This window comes from Actinoplanes sp. L3-i22 (assembly GCF_019704555.1).
GTDB lineage: Bacteria > Actinomycetota > Actinomycetes > Mycobacteriales > Micromonosporaceae > Actinoplanes.
The window spans coordinates 5,893,406-5,916,994 of sequence record NZ_AP024745.1; the positions used below are offsets into that span (position 1 = coordinate 5,893,406).

A 23,589-nucleotide genomic window follows, 5' to 3' on the forward strand; every position below is an offset into this window, starting at 1 on the left:
CGGTCGGGTTGGCGGTCTGCTGGGCCGTGCGAGGGCGGGATGCCGGTCGGTCGGGTTGGCGGTCTGCTGGGCCGTGCGAGGGGGCGGGCTGCTGGGCCGTGCGAGGGGCGGTCTGCCGGGCGAGTTGCGGGGCGGACGAGTTGCGGAGGTGGGAGGTGCGCGACGACTACGGCATCGGTCGCGGGGTGAGGCGATCTCAGGGTGCGGCGTTGATCGTTGAGTGGTCTACGGCGCCGGGCTTCGCTCGACAGAGACGACGGCGCCGCTCTCCATTGCCACCCAGACGTGGGTGGGGGAGACCCAGAGGCCGTGCGGTTCCTCGCCGGGGAGCTTGTGGAGGGTGATCTTGCCGTCCGTGGTGATCCGGGCCAGTTCGGTGGAGCCCCACAGGGTCACCCAGCAGCCGCCGGCCGGGTCGGGGGCGACGGCGTGTGGGCGGCAGGCGGGATCGGGGAACGGGAATTCGTCGATCGAACCCGACCGGGAGATCCGGCCGGCGAGTCCGCGGGCGATATCGGCGTACCAGATGCCGTCTGTGGACGCGGTGATGCCGACCGGAGCGCTGCCGGTGGGTAGTTCGACCAGGTCGACGGTGTCGTCGGGGCGGACGCGGGCCAGTGCCGCGGCACCGTTGAGGGCTGCCCAGGGTGCGCCGTCACCATCGATCGTGAGCATCGCGGGCCGCGAGTCGGGCAGCGGCAGGTCGATCGTGATGGCGGTCTCTCCGCCGCTCACCCGGACGATCTGGTTGGTACCGGCGGCGGTGAACCAGACGTCGCCAGGTCGGGCGGTGGGGTTGGCGTGTGGGGGAGTGGTGACGGCGATGCCGTAGGGCGATGAGCCGGGAGTGACGTTGATCGTCGTGTGGGAGCCGGACGGGTCGCGGCGGCCGAGTTTGTCGTCGGTGCGGGTGTACCAGAGGGCTCCGTCCGGGGCGGTGGCCAGCAGCATCGGCTGGCCGGTCAGTGGTTCGAGGTGGATTTCGGAGGTGGTGGAGATGCGGCCGAGGCCGTGGGGTTTCAGCAGCGTGGTCCAGATGGTGCCGGTGGCGTCGCCGGTCACCGCGTAGGGCGTCCAGCCGGAGGGAAGGGTAGGCACGTCACTGCTCCTCTCATTAACGCGACAGTTGTAACATTAATCCGTGGATGACGATACGCAATTGCCGGGCTCGGTGCGGCCCGGCGGGCGGACCGCGCGTACCCGGGAGCGGGTGCTCGAGGCGGTCTCGGCATTACTGCTGGAGGAGGGTTATGACGGACTGACCATCGACGCGGTCGCCGCGCGGTCAGGGGTTCATCGGGCGACCGTCTACCGGCGCTGGCGGGACGTCGGCGGGCTGCTGGCCGATACCGTCGACGCTGCCCGTGAGCTGCCGTGGGAGCCGCCGGACACCGGTTCGCTGATCGGTGATCTCATCGAGATCAACCGGCAGGTGGCCGCCGTGCTGACCGAGCGGCCGTCGATCGCCCAGGCGCTGATCGCCGCGTCGTTCCGGTCCCCGGCGGCCGCGACCGCGCTGCGGACGTTCTGGGAGGACCGGTACGCCCGCGCCGCGATCGTCGTGACCCGCGCCGCCGATACACGCGCAGGGGTCGCGGCTGACAAACGCGCTGCATCCCGCGCCGAGCCCGCCGGGGAAGGCCACTCGGACGCTGCGCCCGCCGCCCGGGCTGCGGCTGCGGGGGCTGTGGCCGGCATGCGGGCGGTGGTCGCGTCCGGCGCGCGGGCTGCGGCTGCGGGGGTTGCGGCTGGTGCGCGAGCCGGGGCTGCGGTCACCGAGACTGACCGGCACGCGGGCGCTGCGACTGACTCCGGCGCGGCAGCCGCAGCTGGCGGCGGCGCGGATGCGGGGGCTGGCGGCGCTGGGGCTGGCGGCGCGGGCACTGGCGTTGCGGTTGGCGGCGTGGGGGTTGCGGTTGGCGGCACGGGCGCGCGCGTGAGGGTTGGCGGCGCGGGCGTGGGGGCTGGGGCTGGCGGTGCGGGCGTGGGCGCGGATGCGGGGGCTGGCGGTGCGGGCGTGGGCGCGGATGCGGGGGCGGCGGCTGAGGCGCGGAGTGTGATTGTCGCGGCCTGTGCGCCGCTCTTCTACGAGCTGGCCCTCATGCGCAATCCCGCCCCCGCCGACCTCCCCGAGCGATACGCACGGATGGCCGCCGCGCAGTTTTTGTCGGGCGATGAGGTTTCAACGAAGGACGGGTCAGCAGGGGCGAACCGGGACTAATCTGCCCCTACCGGAGATGCCAGGGAGGGCCCGCCGCGCGGAAAGGCGCCGCACCATGAAGCGACCGCATTCTTCGTACGTCCTGGCCGCGTACGTGACGGTGACCGCGCTGGCCGCCGTCTCCATGGTGGCGCCGCCGCGAATGCTGGTGTTCGGCATGCTGGCGATCGGTCCGGTGCTGGCCGTGGCGTCCGCGCGACCGCGCGCGGTGCTGGGCGTCGGCGGCTACGCGTTGACGGCCTCCGCCGTGATCTCCACCGAGAAAGGCCTGTTCGGCACCGGCGACCAGGCCTGGCGCCTGCTCGTGGTGGCCGCGCTCACCGTGGTCAGCTGGGCGATCGCCCGGCACCTGCGGACGTTGCTGCGGGCCACCGCGGCCGCCACCCAGGAGCGGGAGATGCTCGCCGCGCTGGTCCGCCAGTCCGCGGACGCGATCATCGTGATGACCCTCGACGGTGTCGTGACGATCTGGAACGCCGGCGCGGAGAGTCTGTACGGCTACACCGCCGCCCAGGTCGTCGGCACCAGGTTCACCAAGGTGCTCCCGCCGGGCCGGGTGCACCTGCTGCAGGAGGCGCTCGCCAACCTGGCCGCCGGCGACCACGTGCTGCTGGAGGAGTCCCGCCGGATCCACCGGGACGGCCACGAGCTGCTGGTCAACGTCGCGGTCTCGCCGATCCGGGACGAGCACGGCCGGGTCGTCGCCGCGGCCGCCACCGAACGTGACATCAGCCGCCGCAAGCGGCGCGAGGCCGAGGAGCGCGTGGCACTGGAACGTTCGGCCCGCGCGGCGCGGCTGGAGAGTCTGGGGCAGCTGGCCGGCGGTGTCGCGCACGACTTCAACAACCTGCTCGCGATCATCCTGAACTACGCGGATTTCCTCGGTGACGAGGTCACCCCGGCCGGTACGAGGGATCTGGCCCGGATCCGGGACGCCGCCGACCGGGCGCGTTCGCTGACCGGCCAGTTGCTGCTGTTCGCGAAGCGGGAGCCGACCGAGGTGACGAATGTCGACCTCAGCGACATCGCGACCTGTTCGAGTGAGCTGCTCAGCCGCACGATCGGGGCGAACATCCGGCTGGTGTGCCACCCGGATCCGCAGCCGTTGCCGGTCCGCGCGAACCGGGGCCGCCTGGATCAGATCCTGCTCAACCTGGTCATCAACGCCCGCGACGCGATGCCGGACGGCGGCGTGATCATGGTCGAGACCGATCGCTGGCAGGGCCGGTTCGCGCGGCTCACGGTCAGTGACACCGGGTGCGGGATGACCGCCGAGGTCCGCGACCGGCTCTTCGAGCCGTTCTTCACCACGAAACCCGCCGATCGGGGCACCGGCCTGGGCCTGGCCACGGTCTACGGCATCGTCGGCGACGCGGGCGGCCAGATCAACGTGGAGTCCGAACCGGGCATCGGCACCACGTTCCACATCCTGTTGCCGCTCGCGGAGGAGCTGAACGAGCAGCCGGCCGAGGCGGACGTGGGTGGTCCGGCAGCCGGTCACGGCGAGCACGTCGTCGTGATCGAGGACGAGGAGTACGTCCGTGACCTGGTGGTTCGCATCCTGCGCGACAACGGCTACCGGATCAAGACGCTCGACGACGGCGACCTCGACGACGTCGCCCTGATCATCACCGACGTCGTGCTCCGCGACCGCTCCGGCCCGGAGATCGCCGAGCAGCTGCGCGGGCGGTACCCGCGGCTGCGCGTGCTGTTCATGTCCGGCTACAGCGACGAGGAGCTGCGCACCCGCTTCGACCTCGGCGAGTCGGAGCGGATCGTGCACAAGCCGTTCACCGCGATCGAGCTGCTGGCCGCGGTCGGCGAGACGCTGGCGACCCCGGCCGAGGTCGCCCCACGCCCATGAGAACCCCAAAAACCACAACAAAACCCGCTTCGGCGTACGACCGGAAGGAGCGCCCCTACTCCCGGATGTGCCCCAGCTGACTCAGCTGCGTGTACAGGTCGACCACGCCCCACAGGTCGGTGATCCGCCCGTCGTCGAAGCGGGCGATGAAGATCTCCTGGTAGGTGACCCGCCGGCCGCTCGCCGGTCGCCCCCGGTACTCCCCGGTGTTGGTCCCGGTGACCGTCTGCCGGGCGACGATCTTGTCGTCGACCGCGAGCAGCTCGTCGATCGTCACCCGCAGATCCGGATAGGCCCGGAACAGCACCCGCCAGATCCGGTTCTGCGCCGGGACCGCCGGAACGCCGCCCGGCTCCGCGGTGTGGAACCTGGCGTCCGGGTGGAAAGTTTCCTCCACCACTTTCGCGATCGTCTCCGGGTCACGACTCTCGACGGCGTCGTGGAACCGGTGGAACGCCGCGATGTTCTCTGCTGACATGGGCTTGCCTCCCTGGTCTCTCACCGGTCATGACGGGACCGGCGGCCGGAATGTGACGGCGCCGGGCGGTTCCGCCGGCACCGGCTACGCTGACCAGTCGTGTTGGCGCTGCAGATCCTCGGCCCGTTGCGGGTCTGGCACGACGGCGCCGAGTCGGCCCTGCCACCCAGGCAGCAGGCGTTCCTGCTCGCGCTGCTCCTGGCCCGCGCCGGCCGGCCGATCGCGGTCGCCGACCTCGTCGACCTGATCTGGGAGAACGGCGCCCCGGCCAGCGCGGTGAACACGGTCCACAAGAACGTCGGCGCGCTGCGGCGATTCCTGCAGCCCACGCTGCCCGCCCGGGAGTCCGGCAGCTACCTGATGCGCTCCGGCACCGGCTACCTGATCGAGGCCGGCCCGGACCTCCTCGACCTCGCGCGCTTCCGCGAGCTCACCGGCACCGCCGCGCCCCTGACCGACCAGCGACCGGACGAGGCGCTCGCCACCTACGCGGACGCGCTCCGGCTCTGGCAGGGCGCGGCCGCCGACGGCCTCCGCCGCGGCGCGGGCGCGGCTTCGATCTTCGCCACGGTCGACACCGAATTCTTCGGTACGTGCGTGACCGCGGCCCGCCTCGCCACGTCGCTGGGCCGCCCGGAGCCGGTGCTGCGCGCCCTGCGCCTGGCCGCGACGATGGCACCCCTGCACGAGCCGGTCCAGGCGAGCCTGATCACCACGCTGGGCGCGGCCGGCCAGCAGGCCGAGGCCCTCGCGGTCTTCGGCGCGGTCCGCGCCCGCCTGAACGACGAGCTCGGCGTCGAGCCCGGCCCGGCGCTGCGGGCCGCCCACCAGCAGCTCCTCGCCGACAGCATCACCCCGGTCACGCTGACCAGCGGCAGTGGCCCAGGCCCCAGCATCGATCCTGGCCCAAGCATCGACCCTGGCCCCAGCGTTGACCCTGGCCCAACTGGCGGATTGGTCGGCCGGACCGCCGAGCTGGCGACGCTGCGGCAGGCGGTGGACCAGGCGTTCGCCGACGGCACCGGTCTGGTGCTGGTCGAGGGCGAGCCCGGCAGCGGAAAGACCCGCCTGCTACGGGAGATCACCGGCGAGGCGGCCGGCCGGGGCGCGCTCACCGTCTGGGGCCGCTGCCTCGACGGCGCCGGAGCCCCGTCGATGTGGCCGTGGATCCAGGCCACCCGGGCGCTGCTCGGCGCACTGCCCGCCGCCGCCCGGACCCGCCGGCTCGCCGGTGAGCTGCGCCGCCTCGCCGAACCGCCCGAGGACGACCTCGCGATCCCCGACCAGGGCGCCCAGTTCCGGCTGTTCGAGCAGGTCGTCGCGGTGCTCGAGGAGGCCGCCGCGGCGCGCCCGGTGCTGCTCGTGCTGGACGACCTGCAGTGGGCCGACGACGCCTCGCTGCGCCTGTTCGGCCACCTGGCGACCCGCCTGCCCGGCCGGACCGTGCTCGTCGGCGCGCTCCGCGACGGCGCCCCCGCACCCGGCGCGGAGCTCACCCGGATCCTCGCGCTGACCAGCCGCACCCCGTGTTACCGCCGGATCCGCCTCGGACCGCTCGACCGGGCCGAGGTGGGCGAGCTGGTCCGGCAGGAGATCGGGAAAGACGCCGGCTTCGCCGCCATTCAAGACCTTCACGTCCGTACGGCGGGAAATCCGTTCTTTGTTCTTGAATTGTCCCGAATCCTCGCCGCCGGCGGTGAGGTGTCGATTCCGGCCACCGTGCGGGATGTCGTGCGGGACCGGGCGGCCGCGCTGGACGCCGAGTCCGGGCGCCTGCTGGAGATCGCCGCGCTGCTCGGCCGCGACGTCGACCTGCGGCTGCTCGCCCGAGTGGCCGGCCTCGACGTGCCGGCCTGCCTGGCCCGCACCGAGCCGCTGGAGCCGCTCGGGCTGATCGGTCCCGGTCGGGACGATCCGTTCGCTCTGCGCTTCACGCACGACCTGGTCCGGGAGTCGGTGGCCGGGGCGACGCCGCCGCTGCGGGCCGCCCGGCTGCACCTGGAGATCGCGGACGCGCTGGAGCACGCCGGGCCGGACGAGGAGACCGCCGAACGGCTCGCCCACCACCTGTCGGCGGCCGGGCCGCTGGCCGACCGGGCCCGGACCGCGACCGCGCTGCTGCGGGCGGGCCGGCACGCGGCCGCGAAATCCGCGCTCGAAGCGGCCGGGCAGCACCTGGACTCGGCTGTCCGGCTGGCTCGCGCGGCCGATCTGCCGGAACTGGAGCTGTCCGCGTTGTCGCAGCTCACGGTCATTGCCGGGATGCGTGCGGGCTATCACTCGTCGGCGCCCGACATGCTCCGGCGGGCCGAGCACCTGGCCCGCGGCCTCGGGCGGGAACGGGAGGCCGCCGACTTCCTGTTCTCCCGGCGGGCCGCGCACTCGCAGGCCGGGCAACTCGGGGAGAGCGGACGGCTGGCCCGGCGACTGCTGGAGCTGGGCACGGCGTCGCGCGATCCCGTCGTACGGCGATATGGGTTTTATGCCTGGGGAATCCACCAATGGGATCTTGGCGACATCGGGGCGGCGTTCCGGCATCTGACCTCGACGGACGGGGCCGCCGGCGACGATCCGTGGGCCGAGCGGTCGCTGCGGTACGACCTGCGGCTGATGTCGGCCGGGATGGTCGCCGAGACGACCGCGCTGCACGGGGACGTCGGCGCGGCGCGGGCCCGGCTCGACACGCTGGAGGCGCGGGCCGGGGACGATCCGTATGCGATCACGGTGTCGGCCAGCTTCGCCGCGCGGATCGCCGCGATGGCCGGCGACCCGGACTGGGCACTGCGGGCGGCCGAGCGGGGGATCGAGGCGGATCCCGGGTTCTCGTACACGTTCTTCGGGGCCTACCTGCGGCTGGCCCGGTTCTGGGCGCTGGCGGTGACCGGCGACGACCCGGCGGGTGCCGCGACCGGCGCGGCATCGGTGATCACCGACGTGCTGCTCGACCCGCCGCGGTCCAATCTGCACACCTGGTACGGGTTGCTGGGGGAGATGTGGCTGGCGGCCGGGCGGGTGGACGAGGCCGGGGAGGCGCTCGACCGGGCGGATCGGTTCCTGCACGCGCAGGGGCAGCGGTATGCCGAAGGGCTGCTGCTCCTGCTGCGGGCCCGGTTGCTGCGGGACCGGGGTGCGCCGGTCGCGGAGGTGCGCGCGGCGGGCGAGGCGGCCCGGTTGCTCTCCGTTGAGCGTGGGGCCCACCTGTTCGCCCGCCGCGCCGGCGAGTTCCTGGCCGGGCTCAGCCCGGTTGCTCGCTCACCCTTTTCTCCCCGTTGATCAGGTTGTGGCGGGCTTTGTTGGTTCGCCGCGCTGATCAGGTTGGGTCCGGCTTTGTCTGCTCGCCGCGTTGATCAGGTTGTGGGCGGCCGTAGTCTGCTCGCCGCGCTGATCAGGTCGTGGGCGGGCTCAGTCGGTGACGTGGGCGGCGGCGGCCAGGATCGCCTCGACCGTCACCTCCGGGTGCGACACCATCGACAGGTGCGAGGCCGCGACCTCGGAGATCTTCGAGCCGGCCCGCTCGGCCATCGAGCGCTGGGTCGCCTCCGGGATCACCAGGTCGTCGGTGCCGAGCACGGCCCAGCTCGGCAGCGTCCGCCACGCGGTGGCCTCGGTCGGGGCGGCGTTCGCGCTCAGCGTGATCGGTCGCTGACCGGCCAGCACCAGCCAGCCGTCCGCCTCGGACAGGTCCTGGGCGAACAGCCGGTACACGGTGTCCGCCTTGAGGAACGCCTCCGCGTCACCCTCCGGGGCGCCCGGGTAGCCGACCACGTCCAGAACGGTGGTCGGGTCCGGGACGTCGAGCGCCGAGCCCGAGCCGCCCAGGATCTGGAAGATGCTCTCGCCCTCGGCCGGGATGAACGCGTTCACGTAGACCAGCGCCTTGACGTTCTCGGCGCTGCCCGCGGCGTTGCTGATCACGACCCCGCCGTAGGAGTGGCCGGCCAGGACGACCGGGCCGCTCGTGCGCTGCGCCAGGAACGACGACAGGTACGTGGCGTCGGAGGCCACGCCGCGCAGCGGGTTCGGCGGGGCGAGCACCTCGAACCCGTGACCGCGCAGCTCCGTCGCCACCTTGTTCCAGCTCGAGGCGTCGGCCCACGCGCCGTGCACCAGGACGATCGTCGGTTTCACCATGGTTGTGCTCCCCAGCCAGAGATTTTGTTCGTTCGTTTCGTGAAGTCGTCACCGATGCTGGTTCGCGCTTGTGGAGATCGAGTGAACTGCCACTGAAGTGGGCCGTGTTCCGGCGGTGGTTCTTTCCTGCGGCGGTTCTTTTCCTGCGGCGGTTTCTTCCTGTGGGGTGGTTCTCTTCTTTCGGTGGTTCTTTTCTTTCGGCGGCTCAGCCGGGTGGTAGGGGCAGCTCGTACTCCGTGGCGAGGCCCTCGACGAACACCCGGGCGTGTTCGTCGCCGGTGGCCCGGACCCGCTGGATCAGCTCCGCCGCCTCGTCGACGGCCCCGCGGTTGAGCAGCAGGGCGGCGAGCACGCTGCGGGACCTGTTCTCCAGCAGTGCGGCGCCGCGCCGCAGCACGACCTCGGCCTCCGCCTCCCCGCCCGGCGCGACCAGCAACAACGCGCCCAGCGGTGCCAACGCGCCGGAGTTTTCGTCGGCCAGCCGCCGATACTTCTCGACCGCCTCGGCCCACTCGCCGGGCTCGCCGCCATTGCGCAGGAACGTGCCGTATCCGAGCAGGGAGTAGATGTCACCGGCGTCGATACCCTGCTGGAACAGCTCGCGAGACTCCACGCCGTCACCGCGCCGGGCCCGGACCACGGCCAGCGACGACAGCGACGTCACGTCGCCGGCCGCGACCGCCGCGCGGTACACCGCCTCCATCGCCGCCGGATCCTCGCGGACGCCCGGCCAGTTGACCACCTTCCGGACCGCGCGGTGGTCACCGGCCCCGGCGGCCTTGCGATACAGCGCCAGCGCCTCGTCCGGCCGGCCCGCGCGGAGCGCGCTGTCCGCCATGTCCAGGAGAAACGCGATCGCCCGCGGCCGGGACATCTCCCGGAACGCGGCCGTCGCGTAGGCATCGGCGAGCGCGTCCGGCAGGGGCGTTCCGCGGCGCGCGGCACGGAAGATCGCGACGCCGATCCGCAGCGGGCGGACCCAGCCCGCGACCAGCCGCTCGCACCATTGCACCGCCGCCCGCACCGCCGAAAACAATCTCACATCAGTCGATGATTTCAGGCGCCCGCACCCCACCCCGTCGATCCGGAGCCGGCCGGCGGGGTGACCGGCGGCCCGGAATGATCGACCGGCCGGAAATGAGTGGATGGGGCGTGCTTACCGGAAGGGCGCGGGCGCGGTTACTCTGGGCGGATGGAGCAGGACACCAGTTCGAAGCTGAGCGTCGAGGACATCCACGCGCGGATGGGGCTGGCGGTTACCGACGAAGGTAAGGCCAGGGCCAAGCAGCGCCGCCGGAAGGCGGAGCGGGCTCGGGACGCGGACGGCCGGGCGGCGTTTCTCGCCGGGCTGCGGTCGCGGCCCGCGTGACGGAGGGGCGCGACGCGAAGCTGGTTCTCGACACGTCGGCGATCACCGCGTGGGTCCGCGGTTCGGTCGCGGTCGGGGAGACGCTGGCCGAGGTCAACGATGAGAACGGGGCGGTGGTCATCCCGCTGTGGTGCCTGATCGAGGCCGGCCACAACACGGCGATGATCGAGCGGGAGCGGATCGAGCTGCTGCTCGCCCACCCGGCGACGTTCCTGATCGCCGACGACGCGGACGACTGGGCCGCGCTGGTCGCACTCCGGACCCTGACCGGCCGGCCGGACTGCGCCTCGGCCGCGATGCTGGCGCTGGACCTCGGCGTGGACGTGATGACCGCCGACCCACGCTGGTACAAAGGCGTCGCCGGCGGCCACATCGTCCTGCACATCGAGGAGTAGCGGCACTGGCCTGACCACGAACGTGATTTGGCCCCGCGCTGCCAGGCACGTAGCTGGCCCTGTGGAGTAGCCCGCTGGCTGCCCCGCGCAGGGCCAGGCACGTAGCTGGATCGCGGAACAGCCGCACGGCCGGGCGCGTAGCTGGATCGCGGAGCAGCCCGTCGGCTGCCCTGCACGGCCGGGCGCGTAGCTGGATCGCGGAGCAGCCTGCTGGCTGCCTCGGTCGGGTGGGCGCGGTGCTGGTCAGGAGGGCCAGGCGACGCTCAGGTAGTGGGTCTCCTGGAACTCCCGCAGACCCTCCCGGGCGCCCTCGCGACCCAGACCACTCTGCTTTACCCCGCCGAACGGGGCGGACGGGTCGGAGACCAGCCCCCGGTTGATGCCGACCATGCCGGCCTCCACCGATTCGCCGATCCGGATCGCCCGGGCCAGGTCGCTGGAGAAGACGTAGCCGGCCAGGCCGTACTCGGTGGCGTTGACCTGGGCCAGCATCTCCCGCTCGTCGGACCAGGTGACGATCGGGGCTACCGGGCCGAAGATTTCTTCCTGCAGGATCGCCGCATCCGGAGCCACGTCCACCAACACCGTCGGCGGATAGAAGTGGCCCGGCAGATCGGGCGTAGCCGCCTGATGGGAGATCCGGGCACCGGCCGCCACCGCGTCGGCGACCGCGCGCGACACCCGGCGCAGGGCCGACGCACTGATCAGCGGGCCGATCTCGGCACCGTCCGTGGCCGCGCCGACGGAAAGTTTCTCCACCGCGGCGCCGAAGCGGGCCACGAAGGAAGATGCCACCGCCTCGTGGACGTAGAAGCGGTTCGCCGCCGTACACGCCTGACCGCCGTTGCGGAACTTGGCGATCATCGCGCCGGCCACCGCCTCGTCCAGATCGGCGTCCTCGGCGACGATGAACGGGGCGTTGCCACCCAGCTCCATCGACGAGTTGACCACCCGGTCGGCCGCGTGGCGCAGCAGCACCCGGCCGACCGCCGTCGAGCCGGTAAAAGAAATCTTCCGGACCCGCTGGTCGTTCAGCCAGGCACCGACCACGGCGGAAGCATCCGACGCGGTGACGATGGTGACGACACCTTCCGGCACGCCGGCCTCGGTGAGGAGCCGGGCGATCGCCAGCGCGGTCAACGGCGTCTCGGCGGCCGGCTTCACCACCACGGTGCAGCCGGCGGCCAGCGCCGGGCCGATCTTGCGGGTGATCATCGCGGCCGGGAAGTTCCACGGCGTGACCAGCGCGGCGACCCCTACCGGGCGATGCGTGACCAGCGTGCGGGCGCCACCGGCCGGGGCCTCGCCGTACTCGCCGCCCGGCCGCACGGCCTCCTCGGCGAACCACCGGAAGAACTCCGCCGCGTAGGTGACCTCGCCCGCCGCGTCGGTCAGCGACTTGCCGTTCTCCCGCGCGATCAGCGCGGCCAGCTCGGTGCGGTCCCGCAGCATCAGCTCGAACGCCCGGTGCAGGATCTCCGACCGGTGCCGGGGAGCGGTGCGGGCCCACGCCCGGAACGCCTGGTGCGCCGCGTCCACCGCGGACCGTGCCGCGGCGACGTCCTGGTCCGGCACCTCGGCGACCGTCACCAGCGATGCCGGGTCGACAACTGCGATCGTGTTCATCGGATCTCTCCCACGGTGATGAGGTGCTGGTTCGGCGCTGCGGTGGTCGCTGCCGGGCGGGCTGCCGCGTTCTGGTTCGCCGGGATCGTTCCGGCGGTGTGGTGCTGGTGGGCCGCCGCGTTCTGGCTGGCCGGGATCGCCCTGGCGGTGAGGCGCTGGTCCGGTGCCGTGGTGGCCGCTGCCGGGTGGGCTGCCGCATTCTTGTTCGCCGGGATCGTCCCGGCGGCGAGGTGCCGATTCGGTGCCGCTGCGGGGCGGACCGCTGCGGTCGTGCTCATCGGATCTCCCCGAAGGCCGCGGCGAGCACGTCGAACGCGTCGTCGAGAAGGTCGTCGGAGATCGACAGCGGCGGCAGGAAGCGCAGGACGTTTCCGTACGTCCCGCAGGTCAGCACGATCACGCCCCGCTGGTGGGCGTACCGGGCGACGTCGCGGGCCAGCCGGGGATCGGGCTCCGCCGTGCCGGCCCGGACGAGCTCGACGGCGAGCATCGCGCCCCTACCCCGTACGTCGCCCAATCGGTTGTCCTCGACCTGGAGTCGCCGCAGCCGGGAGATGACCGCGGCCTCGATCTCGCGGGCCCGGGCGACGAGGCCGTCGGCCTCGATCGTCTCGATCGCGGCCAGGGCGGCGGCGCAGGCCAGCGGGTTGCCGCCGTAGGTGCCGCCCAGCCCACCGGCGTGCGGCGCCTCCATGATCTCGGCGCGGCCGGTCACCGCGGACAGCGGCAGCCCGCCGGCAATTCCCTTCGCGGTCACGATCAGGTCGGGAATTACCTTCTCGCGGTCGCAGGCGAACATGTCACCAGTGCGGGCGAAGCCGGTCTGCACCTCGTCGGCGACGAACACCACGCCGTTGGCCCGGCACCACGCCGCGAGGGCCGGAAGGAAACCTTCCGCCGGCTCGATGAAGCCGCCCTCGCCCTGGATCGGCTCGATCACGCACGCGGCCAGGTTGTCCGCGCCGATCTGCTTCTCGATCTGGTCGATGGCACGCGCGGCCGCCGCCCGGCCGTCAAGACCGTTGTCCCGGTACGGATACGACCCCGGCGCGCGGTACACCTCGGGAGCGAACGGGCCGAAGCCGTGCTTGTACGGCATGTTCTTCGCCGTCATCGCCATCGTCAGGTTGGTGCGCCCGTGGTAAGCGTGATCAAAAACGACCACGGCGTCCTTACCGGTGTGTGCCCGGGCGATCTTCACCGCGTTCTCCACGGCCTCCGCGCCCGAGTTGAACAGCACGGTGCGCTTGTCGTGGTCACCCGGCGTGACGCGGTTCAGCGTTTCGGCCACCGACACGTACCCGTCGTAGGGCGTGACCATGAAGCAGGTGTGGGTGAACGCCGCGACCTGCTCGGTGACGGCCGCGACGACCCGCGGCGCGCTCGCGCCGACGGTGGTGACCGCGATGCCGGAGCCGAGGTCGATCAGGTGGTTCCCGTCGACGTCGACGACGATGCCGCCCGCGGCGCGCGCCGCGAACACCAGCATGGTGGTGCCGACGCCGCCGGGAACCGCGGCGAGCTTGCGTTCCATCAGTTCCTGGGACCGGGGACCGGGCAACTCGGTGACCAGCCGGCGCTTCTGTTCGAGGCTCACGCCGAACAGTGTGTTCACCTGGGACTATGCTCGTCCAGTTCCGATTGGGCAGGTGAAGTATGCCGGGGAGGCATAGGTGGAGCTGAGGCTGTTGCGGTACTTCGTCGCGACCGCGGAAGCCGGCACGGTCAGCGCCGCCGCCGTCGCGCTGCACCTGACCCAGCCGGCGCTGTCCCGGCAGATCCGGCTCCTGGAACGCTCGCTGGGGGTGGAGCTTTTCGACCGGGGCGGGCGGCGGCTGGAACTTTCCACCGTCGGGCGCGCGCTGCTGCCACTCGCGCGTGACGTGCTCGGCCGGGTCGACGCGTTGCGGGTCGCGGCGATGGTGGCCGCCTCGGGCCGCCTCGAACGGCTCACCATCGGGGCGCCGACGGTCACCCTGACCGACGTGGTGTCACCGTTCATCGCCACGCTCGCGCCGGAGGACCCGACCGCGGACGTGCTCGGCGCGGACGGACTGTCACCGGTGGAGACGCTCCGGCTCGGCGCGGACCTGGCGATCGGGACCGTCCGAGCACCTGATCCGTTCCGGTCACAGGCGCTGGCCGTCTTGCCGGTCTGGGCGTATGTGAACGCGGAACATCCGTGGGCGGGCCGGACGTCGGTGCCGCTGGCCGAGCTGCTCACCGAGACGCTGATCGTGCAGCCGGGAGCGTTCACCGCGCGGCAGTCCCTCGAAGCGGCGGTCACCGCCGCCGGGGCGACCTACTCGTCCGTGATCGAGGCCGCCAACGGAACGGTCGCGCAAGCCCTGGCGGCGGCCGGCCGGGGAATCGCCGTCGCCTCCGACGATCCCCGGTTCGGCCTGCTCCCGCTCGCCGTCGACGTGGGCGGCCGGCACCTCAACATCCGCCTGGCCGCGGTCTGGGACTCCCGGCACGCAGCCGCACCAACGCTGGAAAGTTTCGCCGCGCGCCTCGGCGCCTTCGTCCGCGACCGCTACAGCGCCCCAGCCAACTGACCAGCCCCCGAGCCCCGAGCCACCTGACCGACCCCCGAGCTGACTCTGACCGCGGACCCCCAAGCCGCCTGCGTACCGCCAGCTGACCAGCCGACCTCCAGCCAGCTGATCAACCCGGAGCCAGCTACCGACCCCCAGCCAGCTGACCGAGCCCCAGCCGACTGAGCGGGCCCAGCCTCGGCGGCCTGGTCGCCGGCGCCGCTGGCAGGTCGCGCCAGAGCACATCGTCGTCGCAGAGGTGCACCTTCTTCCCAACTCCCCGCATCCCCGCATCTCCACGGCCCCGCCCGTCGGGTGGTGAAAATCTTCGCTGCAGGTCCGTGGGTGGTGAAAGCTTCCGCCGACGGACCTGCGGTGGTGAAAGTCTTCACTGCCGGTGCCTGGCCGATGGAAGTCTTCGCCACCGGGCCTCCTGGGCGGCGAGATCTTTCGACGCTAGCGTCGGCGTGGCGAAAGGCACCACCGCCGACCTCTGAACGCGGAAGTCTTCGCCGGGCCTGGCTGCGGGGGTAAAAGTCTCTGTCGGTACCGACCGCCTGGCGACAATTTTTGTGGGTGTTGGCAGCGTGGCGACAGTTTTCGCCGGCGCTGGCGGCGTGGCAAAAGGCCTTGCCGTTATCGACCGCTTGGCGGAATTCTTCATCGCCGATGACCATGCGGGCCGGGGGTTTCTACCGCCGGTCCCGGCGCGTTGGAAGTTGTCGCCGCGGGACCCGGCGCGTTGGAAGTTGTCGCTGCGGGACGTGGCGTGCTGGAGGTTTTCGCTGCGGGACGTGGCGCGTTGGAAGTTGTCGCTGTGGGTCCTGGCGCGTTGAAATTCGTCGGCGCGGGTCCTGGTGCGGCGGAAATTTCTGTCGCCGGTGAGAGCGGCGCGGTTGTCTCACCGCATGAGCGCGGCGATCAGGTCAGCGGCTGGGGTGCTGCGTGGGCGGTCGCTGACCTGGCCGTCGCCGATCTCGATCAGGCGCCAGCGGCCGTCGGCGTGGCGGGCCAGGTCGGCGGTGACGAACGGCAGGTTCAGACTGCGGATCAGCGGGGCCAGGAACTCCGGGTCGAGGCTGGCGGGCGACAGGCCGGTGAGTGGCGGGCCGGTGAGTGGCAGGCCGGTGAGTGGCAGGCCGGTGAGTGGCAGGCCGGTGAGTGGCAGGCCGGTGGGTGACGGGCCGGTGGGTGACGGGCCGGTGGGTGACGGGCCGGTGGGTGACGCGCTGGTGGATGGTGGGCTGGTGGGTGGCAGGTCGGCGGGGGTGTCTGGGTGTGCGGTTACCAGGCGGCATGTGCCGTTGAGCCACCAGGTTCGGACTTCGGCGCCGGTGAGCTGCTCGAATCGGCGTAGGACGAAGCCGCCGGTGAACTCGTCGTCTCGGAGTTCGCGGAAACGGGTTGCGATCTTCCAGGCGTTTTTCAGATCCGAGACTGATTCGATGTAGGCGGCCTCGTGCCAATGATGTTTCATCGACTTCGTGTAGTCCCGCAGGACTGCGGCCCCGGTGCCGAGTGACGCGCACGCCGCCATGAAGCCGTCTCGGTCATCGCCGTCGGTCCAGACGGTCTCTGGGGTGAGGGTGCCGGCCACCGTGCACCAGCCTGGCAGTTCGTGCGCGCGTCGGTAGGCATCCGCGCTGGTCCGGAGCGTGACATCCCGGCGAGACAGCGCGGCCTCGAGCGCCGCGTACTGCGAACCGTTCAGCATCCAGCCGCGATAGACGGCGTCCGTGGCGGCCGGGACCCGGGATACCGCGGCGTCGGCGGATCCGCCGCTGGTCAGGGCGTCGTGGTCGATCACCGCGACCTCGATCCCGGCGTCCCGGGCTGCGGCGACCTCGTCGGCGAAGTGCTCGTCGGGCCGTCGCGGTCGCAGCACGTCCCCGGGAACCAGCAGCAGCATGGCCCCGAGGGTAGCCGCATGCCCTGACCGGCCACGCGGGGCTGCGGCCCTGGCCGGCAGGGTGAGCGGTCGGGGTGGTCGGGAGCTTGTGGGGCTGCGGCCCGCGCCGGTAGGGCGGGCGGTCGGGTGGTCGCGGCAGGCAGGGGCGAGCAGGTGGCAGACAGGACGATCAGCCGGGGGACCGGGGGACCGGGTGGCCGGGTGGCCGGTTGGCCGGGGGGCGCCAGGGCAGGTGGTCAGGCGATCGGGAGCTGGCGGGGCTCCAGGCATACCTCGGCGGCCGGGACCGGGCGGGCGAAGTGGTAGCCCTGGGCCGTGTCGCAGCGCAGGGCCCGCAGCGCCTCCGCCGTGGGGGCGTCCTCGACGCCCTCGGCGACCACGGTCAGGCCCAGGTTGTGGGCCAGGTCGACGGCGGAGGCGACCAGGGCGTGACTGCTCGGGTCGGTGACCATGTCGGCGACGAAGGCGCGGTCGATCTTCAACTCGTCGACCGGGAGGAGTTTGAGGTACGCCAGCGACGAATACCCCGTACCGAAATCGTCTATGGAAGTTTTGACGCCCAGCGCGCGGATGCGATGCAGGGCCGCGATCGTCGTGGCCGGGTCGGACATCACCGTGTACTCGGTGATCTCGATGCAGAGCAGCGACCCGGGCACGCCCGCCGCGTTGAGCAGGGCCGCGAGCCGGTCCGGGAACGTCTCGTCGAGCAGGCTGCGGGTGGAGACGTTCACCGCGATCGCGACCTGCCGGCCGGCGTCCAGCCAGTCGCGGGACTGGCGGAGCGCGATGGTCAGCACCCGCTCGGTGAACCGGTGGATCAGCGTGGTCGTCTCCAGGACCGGCACGAACTGTCCCGGCGACACCGGTCCTTTCACCGGGTGATGCCACCGGGCGAGCGCCTCGACCCCGGAGACCGAGCCGTCGTCGAGCCGTACCTTCGCCTGGTAGTGCAGGGTGAACTGGCCGTCGTCATCGAGGCCGCGGCGCAGGTCGCCGAGCAGGCTGAGCCGGTCCGCGCTGTCCGGCCCGGTGTGCGGGGTGAACCGGCGGAACCCGTCGTGCTGCTGTTTCGCCTCGTGCATGGCGGTGTCGGCGTGCCCGAGCAGGCTGCTGACGTCGTCGCCGGGGGCGGCGGTCGCGGCGCCGATGCTGATCTCCAGGTCGACGGTCAGGTCGCCGAGCTGGAACGGCTGGTCGAACGCCTCGCGCAGGCGTTCGGCGACCAGCTCGGCGCGGGCCGGGTCGGTGTCCGGCAGCAGGATGGCGAACTCGTCGCCGCCGATCCGGGCGACCAGGTCGGTCTCCCGGACGCCGGACGACAGCCGCCGGCCGGCCTCGGCCAGCAGCCGGTCGCCGATGCTCGGCCCGAGCTGGTCGTTGACGTGCCGGAAGCCGTCGATGTTGACGGTCAGCAGGGTGACGCCGGTGGCCAGGGCGCGCTGGGTGTACGCGGTGAACGCGGCCCGGTTGGCCAGCCCGGTGAGCGTGTCGGTGGCGGCCATCGTCTCCACCCGGATCCGGTGCGCGCGCAGGGTCCAGACGAACAGGCCCAGCATCAGCACGGTGAGGCCGAAACTGATCACGCTGACCACGAGCAGTTCCCGGGAGTCCTCGCGGGCCTGGACGGCCCGTTGCGCGTACAACGCCTGGTGCCGGTCCCGCAGTTCCTGGAGCTGGGCCATGTTCCGCCGGTACGTCGGGACGATGCTCCCCTCCAGCACGGCGACCGCCCGGGTGTGCTCACCCCGGTCCAGCAGCGACAGGTACCAGATGATGTCCTGTCGCAGGTTGATCTGCCGCTGGGCGATGTTGCCGGCCTCCATCGCGTCCGTGTGTGCCGCGTCGGAGCCGGCGAGCACCGCGGTGGCCTGGTACGCCTGCTGGTCGAGGTCGAGCAGTTCCTGGCGTCCCGGGCCGTCCGGGTCGTTGGCGGTGCCCTCGATCAGCGACATCTCCCGGGCCGACAGGTAGGCCGCCTGCTCGTAGGCGGTGACCTGGTTGCCGGCCCGGACGATGTCCTCGGTGATCTGGCGGTGCCGCCTGCTGTCCAGCACCGCCGACGCGGACAGCAGGATGAGCACCACGACCAGCGCGCCGACGATGTAGCGGCGCATCGCGTTCACCCGCTCACGACGCGGTTGCGCCCGCCGCGTTTCGCCTCGTAGAGCGCCTCGTCGGCGAGCTTGGTCAGCTGGTCCGGCCCGGCCGCGGCGGCCGGCGTGGCCGAGGTGACGCCGACGCTGACGGTGACGACGCCGGCGTCGGCGAGCAGGTGCGGCTCGCGCAGCCGGGCGACCGCGCGGCAGGCCCGTTCGGCGACCATCACCGCGTTCTCCTCGTTGGCGCCGGGCATCACGATGCAGAACTCCTCGCCGCCGTAGCGGGCGACCAGGTCGGTGACCCGCACGCTGTCGCGCAGCGCTTCGGCGACCAGCCGCAGGCAGTTGTCACCGCCCTGGTGGCCGTAGTGGTCGTTGTACTTCTTGAAGAAGTCGATGTCGACCATGGCGACGCCGACCGGTTCGCCGGAGCGCAGCGACCGCAGCCACTCGGCGTCCAGGAACGCGTTCAGCTTGCGCCGGTTGGGCAGGCCGGTCAGCGGGTCGGTCACGGTGAGCAGCTCGAGCCGCCGGTTCGCCTCGGCCAGGGCCTCGGTGCGCTCGGCGACCTTGCGCTCCAGCGACGCGTAGACCTGGGCGTTCTCCAGCGAGACGGTGAGCTGCCCGGCGATCAGCTGGACCGCGTCGAGGCGGCCGGCCGAGAACGCGCGCCGGGTCAGCCGGTTCTCCAGCACCAGCATCGCCCGGGGCTGGCCCTGGCTGAGCACCGGCACGACCAGCAGCGAGCAGTGCTCGAGCCCGGCCAGGTACGGATCCCGCCCGACCCGCCCGTCGAGCGTCACGTCGTCGACGACCAGCGGCTCGCGGGTCCGCTCGGCGTACCGGATCGCGGTCATCGGCACCCCGGCGTCGCCGTCGAAGGACCAGCCGCCGACGGCCGCGTCCCAGAGCGCCACCCGCACCCCGGTCGCCCCGGTCATCGCCTTGAGCACGTGCTGCACCCGGCGGCGCAGGCTGTCGAGGTCGGTCTCCGAGCTGAGCACCCGGGCCGCCTCGAGGACCGCCATCAGGTCGATGACCTCGGTGGACAGGTTGATGCTGTGGTTGCCGTCGATCGTGGTGTTGCGGGGCGTGGCGGCGCCGCCCAGCGCCGAGCCGAGCGACGGGTACGCCCGTTTCAGCTCGTGCACCTTGCCGACCGCACCCCACCGCGAGTAGCCCTGCACCGCCTCGGCGAGCAGCCGGTCACCGACGTGGTCGAGGCCGTTGGCCAGGTAGAACCGGGCGGCCCGCTCGGCGATCAGCGGCGCGTGCCAGGACCGGCCGGTGGTCGACGCGTCCTGCAGGGCGGTGTCGTAGGCGACCGCGGCCGCCTGGAAGTCGCCGAGCGCCGCGGCCCGGGTCGCCTCGGCGAACCGGTGCAGGTGCCGGAAGTTGCCGGGCTGGTCGAGGGCCCGTTCGGCGAGGAAGTCGCGGCTGCGGTCGAGGTCGGCCAGCGCGGCCGTCCGGTCCCGGCCGGCGGTGATCCGGATCGCGGCACCGAGCACGGCCATCATGTGCGCGGGCGCCTGCAGGTAGACGCCGGGGATGGTGGGCAGCAGCCGGACCGCCACCGCGCTGTGCTCGGCGAGCCGGTCGTCGTCGCCGAGGATCGCCGCGGCCAGGGCCTGCGCGGACGCGAAGAACGCGCTGGCCGCGTCGTTGCCGGCGAGCTCCGGGAACTCGCCGAGCGAGGCGCCCGCCCCGGCCTCGCCGCGCAGCACCCGGACCAGGTGCTGGCCGACGACGAACATCGACGTCTCGTACTCGGCGCCGATCCGCGCGCCGAACGCCTGGGCGGCCGCGGCCTCCTGGACGAACGCGTCCAGCGCGGGCGCGCTGCCCAGCGTCTGCGGCACCGACGCGTAGTAGGTGTAGAACGCGCTGCGCAGGTCCCCGCCGCGCAGCAGGCCGTCGCGCGCCTGGTGAGCGAGCCGCACCCCGTTCTCCAGCGGCTCGAACCAGGGCACCCCGGCCAGCGCGTGCAGGAACTTGACCTGCGACACCTCCGGCTCGTAGCCGTGCTTCTCGCCGGTCGCGATGATCACCCGCAGGGCGTCGTAGGCGGCCCGGTACTCGCCGCCGCTGCCGATCGTGATCACGCCGATGTTGCCGACCGTGCCGGCCAGCGCCGCGCACACCCCGTGCGTGGCCCAGATCCGGGCGGCCTGCGCCACCAGCCAGGCCATCATCTGCTGGTCGGCGAAGAACGCGGCCGGGGCGAGCCGGTTGAGCAGGTGCGCGACCGCGAGCAGCCGCTCGTCGGTCAGCTCCGGATGGTCCGGGTCGTCGCCGTAGTTGGCCAGCCAGGTGTAGAACGTGGCCAGCCCGCTGCCGATCTCCGGCCCCATCTCCGCCGGGCCCGGCACGTCCAGGTCGAGCGCGCCGAGCAGGTCCAGGCCGAGGGCCAGGGCCTCGGCCAGCATCCGCCGGTTGGTGAGCGAGCCGACCTGCTCGGCGACCGGGCCGGCGAACCACACCGGGTCGTGGTCACCGACCTCGAACTGCCCGAACACCTCGTCGGCCGCGTCGAACCGGCCGAGGGCACAGAGCGCGGCGTGCCATTCCGCGCGCGTGTCGTCGTACGCCGAATCGGTTTTCTCCAGAAGGCGCAGCGCGGCGGCGAGATAGACCTCGGCCGCCGCATGGTTGGCGACGAGCCGCGCGGCATGCGCGGCGTGGCGCATCAGGGCCGTCGCGGTCCGCTTCTCCGCCGGCAGAGAGATTTCCGGTACGGCGAAGGCCCGCACCGCCGCGAGGTACTGCGGTGCCGCCGCGAGGGCGTGCTCGGGCACCGCCGCGAGCCGCCGGGCCAGGGTCAGGCTGAGCCGGGCGCGTTCGTCCGCGGCGAGCCGCCCGAACGCCGCCTGGTGCACCCGGTCGTGCCGGAACCGCGCGGTGGCCGCGTCCACGGCGACCAGCCCGTCGTCGGCCGCCGGCCGCAGCGCGACGGTGATCTCCTCGACGCTCCGGCCGGACGCCACCCGCAGCAGCTCCAGGTCGACCTCGCCGCCCAGCCCGGCCATCGTCTCGATCATGTCGCGGGCCTCGTCCGGCAGCGCCGCGATCCGGGTGCCGAGCAGGTCGAGCACGTCGCCGTGGCCGACGAACCGGCGGACCGCCGTCTCGGCCCACCGCCACCCGTCGCCCTCCGGGACCAGCACGCCCTCCCGGCGCAGCGCGTTCAGCAGCTCGACGGTGTCGAACGGGTTCCCGCCGGTGCGTTCGGCGAGGACCGCGGCCAGCGGCGCGGCGGCGCCGACCGGCAGCCGCAGCATCTCCGCGACCAGCTGCGGCAGGTCGCCCGGCCCGAGGTTGGCCAGCCGGATCTCGCCGGCGTCGCCGTGGTCGCGGTGCAGCCGGGCGAGCAGCTCGGTCAGCGGGTGCGCCGCGTCGACCTCCGCCTCGCGGTAGGCGCCGAGGACCAGCAGCCCGGGCAGGTCGGCCTGGTCGAGCACGTCGTCGAGGAACCGGAACGCGGCGGCCGACGCCCACTGCAGGTCGTCGAGGAAGAACACCACCGGGCTGGTGCCACTGGCGACCGTCCGCAGCACCGCGAGCACGGCCAGCCGCAGCCGGGCGAACAGGGCCCGCGGGTCGTCGGCGCGCGGCTCGGCGGCCTCCTCGCCGAGCAGCGCGCGAAACGGCGGCATCATGCTGCTGACCAGGCCGCAGTTCGGGCCGAGCGCGTCCCGCAGCCGGGTCCGCAGCTCGGTCACCACCTCGTCCGGCTCGGCGAGCAGCTGACTGCCGAGAAGATCGAAGGCTTCCCGTACGGCGTCGCCGGCCAGGTCCTGCCGGAACTGGTCGAACTTGCCGGTCACGAACCGCCCGCCGGCCCGCTCGACGGCCGGCCGGAGCCGGTCCACCAGGCTGGTCTTGCCGACCCCGGGCGGCCCGGTGACCAGGGCCAGCGCGCTGTGCCCGGCGGTGGCGCCGGCGAGCAGCGCGTGCAGCGCGGCGAGCGGCTCGGCCCGGCCGATCAGCCGGGCCGGCGCGGCCAGGCGCAGCGGGAAGTCCCGGGTGCCGAGCTCGTCGAGCCGGCCGTCGCGCAGCCGCGCCAGGTCGTAGGCCAGGCCCTCGGCGCTCTGGTAGCGCTGGTCCGGCTCCTTCCGCAGCAGCCGCATGATGATCCCCGACAGCAGGGCCGGCACCCGCGGGTTCACCTCGGCGGGCGGTTCCGGGACCCGGGCCAGGTGGTCGTGGATCAGGCTCAGCGGGTCCCGGTCGCGGCCGAACGGCGGCGCGCCGGTGGCCAGCTCGTACAGGGTGGCGCCGAGCGCGTAGAGGTCGGCGCGGTGGTCGACCGGGCGGCCGGTGCGCCCGGTCTGCTCCGGCGCCAGGTACGGCAGCGTGCCGGCCAGCCCGTCCTCGGGCACCTGCGTGTGGTGATCCTGAACGGTCAGGGCGGCCAGTTCGAAGTCGATCAGGACCGGTTCCCCGGAGCCGTCCGCGATCAGCACGTTGGCCGGGCTGACGTCGCGGTGGATCACTCCGTGCCGGTGGATCGCGGCGAGCACCCCGGCCAGCCGGTGCGCGAGCCCGGCCAGGTCGCCGGGATCCCACGGGACCGGCAGGTCGGCGAGCGTGCGTGCGGGCGTGTCCCGCAACGTGAGCCGGCCCTCGCCGACCAGTTGCGGGGTGCCGTCGACCCCGGCCAGCCGTTTCAGCGCGGCCAGCTCGTTGCGCAGCCGCTCCTCGGCGCCCGGGCCGAGTGGCTGCTTGTCGATCAGCCACCCGCCGTCCGCGCCGCGGATCCGGGTGACTCGGGTGCGCTCGCTGTCATAGAGCAGCTCTTCCAGCTGGTCAGACGTCACGCAGTGAAGATCGGCAGCTCGGTGCGATTCGTTACACCGGAGAGCGAACCCTCAACCCGGGCGGCGGCCGGCCGCCACCGGGATCTGTGCGCTTTCTGTGGGTTGCGTGTGTCCGGTACCCTTCGCCGCGCTGCTGATCGCAT

At 72.7% G+C, this 23,589-nt stretch carries 16 protein-coding genes; 6 read left to right on the plus strand and 10 right to left on the minus strand.

From position 1 onward, the window contains the following. Positions 1-225 precede the first annotated feature (225 nt). The gene (locus L3i22_RS26335) at positions 226-1,098 is read right to left on the minus strand and encodes a hydrolase (RefSeq protein ID WP_221329619.1); all 873 of its coding nucleotides are present in this window, start codon (positions 1,096-1,098) and stop codon (positions 226-228) included. A gap of 43 nt (positions 1,099-1,141) precedes the next feature. Here L3i22_RS26335 and L3i22_RS54645 point away from each other — a divergent pair, with 43 nt between their 5' ends. Beyond that, a complete protein-coding gene (locus tag L3i22_RS54645) occupies positions 1,142-2,221 on the plus strand; it encodes a TetR/AcrR family transcriptional regulator (RefSeq protein WP_370644509.1) in 1,080 nt (359 codons plus the stop codon). Positions 2,222-2,276: 55 nt separating this feature from the next. Continuing rightward, positions 2,277-4,085 carry an ATP-binding protein gene (locus tag L3i22_RS26345; protein WP_221329620.1) on the plus strand — a complete coding sequence of 603 codons (1,809 nt, stop codon included), beginning with the start codon at positions 2,277-2,279 and terminating at the stop codon, positions 4,083-4,085. Positions 4,086-4,140: 55 nt separating this feature from the next. Here L3i22_RS26345 and L3i22_RS26350 read toward each other — a convergent pair whose 3' ends face one another. Further along, positions 4,141-4,563 carry an ester cyclase gene (locus L3i22_RS26350; RefSeq protein ID WP_221329621.1) on the minus strand — a complete coding sequence of 141 codons (423 nt, stop codon included), beginning with the start codon at positions 4,561-4,563 and terminating at the stop codon, positions 4,141-4,143. A gap of 99 nt (positions 4,564-4,662) precedes the next feature. On the opposite strand from L3i22_RS26350, the gene L3i22_RS26355 reads away from it, so the two are divergent. Then, positions 4,663-7,836, plus strand: coding sequence for an AAA family ATPase (locus L3i22_RS26355; protein ID WP_221329622.1), 3,174 nt, complete (start codon positions 4,663-4,665; stop codon positions 7,834-7,836). Positions 7,837-7,965: 129 nt separating this feature from the next. Here L3i22_RS26355 and L3i22_RS26360 read toward each other — a convergent pair whose 3' ends face one another. Together L3i22_RS26360 and L3i22_RS26365 are read right to left on the minus strand one after the other, a co-directional pair. Continuing rightward, complete coding sequence (locus L3i22_RS26360; RefSeq protein ID WP_221329623.1) at positions 7,966-8,694, minus strand: alpha/beta fold hydrolase; 729 nt, start codon at positions 8,692-8,694, stop codon at positions 7,966-7,968. A 205-nt stretch (positions 8,695-8,899) separates the two neighbouring features. Continuing rightward, positions 8,900-9,736: a hypothetical protein gene (locus L3i22_RS26365; RefSeq protein ID WP_221329624.1), complete on the minus strand. Its 837-nt coding sequence runs from the start codon at positions 9,734-9,736 to the stop codon at positions 8,900-8,902. Between the two features lie 150 nt (positions 9,737-9,886). On the opposite strand from L3i22_RS26365, the gene L3i22_RS26370 reads away from it, so the two are divergent. Together L3i22_RS26370 and L3i22_RS26375 are read left to right on the plus strand one after the other, a co-directional pair. Then, complete coding sequence (locus tag L3i22_RS26370; protein ID WP_221329625.1) at positions 9,887-10,063, plus strand: hypothetical protein; 177 nt, start codon at positions 9,887-9,889, stop codon at positions 10,061-10,063. Next, a complete protein-coding gene (locus tag L3i22_RS26375) occupies positions 10,060-10,458 on the plus strand; it encodes a hypothetical protein (protein ID WP_221329626.1) in 399 nt (132 codons plus the stop codon). The genes L3i22_RS26370 and L3i22_RS26375 overlap by 4 nt, the downstream gene beginning before the upstream one ends. Before the next feature lie 243 nt (positions 10,459-10,701). Here L3i22_RS26375 and L3i22_RS26380 read toward each other — a convergent pair whose 3' ends face one another. Genes L3i22_RS26380 through gabT form a run of 3 tightly spaced genes read right to left on the minus strand, consistent with a single transcriptional unit; the run spans position 10,702 to position 13,681 of the window. Continuing rightward, on the minus strand, positions 10,702-12,084 hold the full coding sequence (locus L3i22_RS26380; RefSeq protein ID WP_221329627.1) for an NAD-dependent succinate-semialdehyde dehydrogenase: 1,383 nt from the start codon (positions 12,082-12,084) through the stop codon (positions 10,702-10,704). Further along, positions 12,081-12,362 carry a hypothetical protein gene (locus L3i22_RS26385; protein WP_221329628.1) on the minus strand — a complete coding sequence of 94 codons (282 nt, stop codon included), beginning with the start codon at positions 12,360-12,362 and terminating at the stop codon, positions 12,081-12,083. Before L3i22_RS26385 ends, L3i22_RS26380 begins: the two co-directional genes overlap by 4 nt. Further along, positions 12,359-13,681, minus strand: a complete 1,323-nt coding sequence (gene gabT / locus L3i22_RS26390) for a 4-aminobutyrate--2-oxoglutarate transaminase (RefSeq protein ID WP_221329629.1) — start codon at positions 13,679-13,681, stop codon at positions 12,359-12,361. The genes L3i22_RS26385 and gabT overlap by 4 nt, the downstream gene beginning before the upstream one ends. A 76-nt stretch (positions 13,682-13,757) precedes the next feature. Here gabT and L3i22_RS26395 point away from each other — a divergent pair, with 76 nt between their 5' ends. After that, positions 13,758-14,642 carry a LysR family transcriptional regulator gene (locus tag L3i22_RS26395; RefSeq protein WP_221329630.1) on the plus strand — a complete coding sequence of 295 codons (885 nt, stop codon included), beginning with the start codon at positions 13,758-13,760 and terminating at the stop codon, positions 14,640-14,642. An 880-nt stretch (positions 14,643-15,522) separates the two neighbouring features. Here the strand turns inward: L3i22_RS26395 and L3i22_RS26405 are convergent. From L3i22_RS26405 to L3i22_RS26415, 3 genes are all read right to left on the minus strand, one after another. Then, complete coding sequence (locus tag L3i22_RS26405) at positions 15,523-16,530, minus strand: ATP-grasp domain-containing protein (protein WP_255658612.1); 1,008 nt, start codon at positions 16,528-16,530, stop codon at positions 15,523-15,525. Positions 16,531-16,766: 236 nt separating this feature from the next. Continuing rightward, complete coding sequence (locus L3i22_RS26410; protein WP_221329631.1) at positions 16,767-18,644, minus strand: bifunctional diguanylate cyclase/phosphodiesterase; 1,878 nt, start codon at positions 18,642-18,644, stop codon at positions 16,767-16,769. Positions 18,645-18,649: 5 nt separating this feature from the next. After that, positions 18,650-23,446, minus strand: coding sequence for a diguanylate cyclase (locus L3i22_RS26415; protein WP_221329632.1), 4,797 nt, complete (start codon positions 23,444-23,446; stop codon positions 18,650-18,652). Between the last annotated feature and the right edge of the window lie 143 nt (positions 23,447-23,589).

Coding starts and splice junctions, on each gene's coding strand:
- L3i22_RS26345 (WP_221329620.1), top strand. CDS start 2,277: ATGAAGCGACCGCATTCTTCGTACGTCCTGGCCGCGTACGTGACGGTG.
- L3i22_RS26350 (WP_221329621.1), bottom strand. CDS start 4,563: ATGTCAGCAGAGAACATCGCGGCGTTCCACCGGTTCCACGACGCCGTC.
- L3i22_RS26360 (WP_221329623.1), bottom strand. CDS start 8,694: ATGGTGAAACCGACGATCGTCCTGGTGCACGGCGCGTGGGCCGACGCC.
- L3i22_RS26370 (WP_221329625.1), top strand. CDS start 9,887: ATGGAGCAGGACACCAGTTCGAAGCTGAGCGTCGAGGACATCCACGCG.
- L3i22_RS26380 (WP_221329627.1), bottom strand. CDS start 12,084: ATGAACACGATCGCAGTTGTCGACCCGGCATCGCTGGTGACGGTCGCC.
- L3i22_RS26385 (WP_221329628.1), bottom strand. CDS start 12,362: ATGAGCACGACCGCAGCGGTCCGCCCCGCAGCGGCACCGAATCGGCAC.
- L3i22_RS26405 (WP_255658612.1), bottom strand. CDS start 16,530: ATGCTGCTGCTGGTTCCCGGGGACGTGCTGCGACCGCGACGGCCCGAC.
- L3i22_RS26410 (WP_221329631.1), bottom strand. CDS start 18,644: ATGCGCCGCTACATCGTCGGCGCGCTGGTCGTGGTGCTCATCCTGCTG.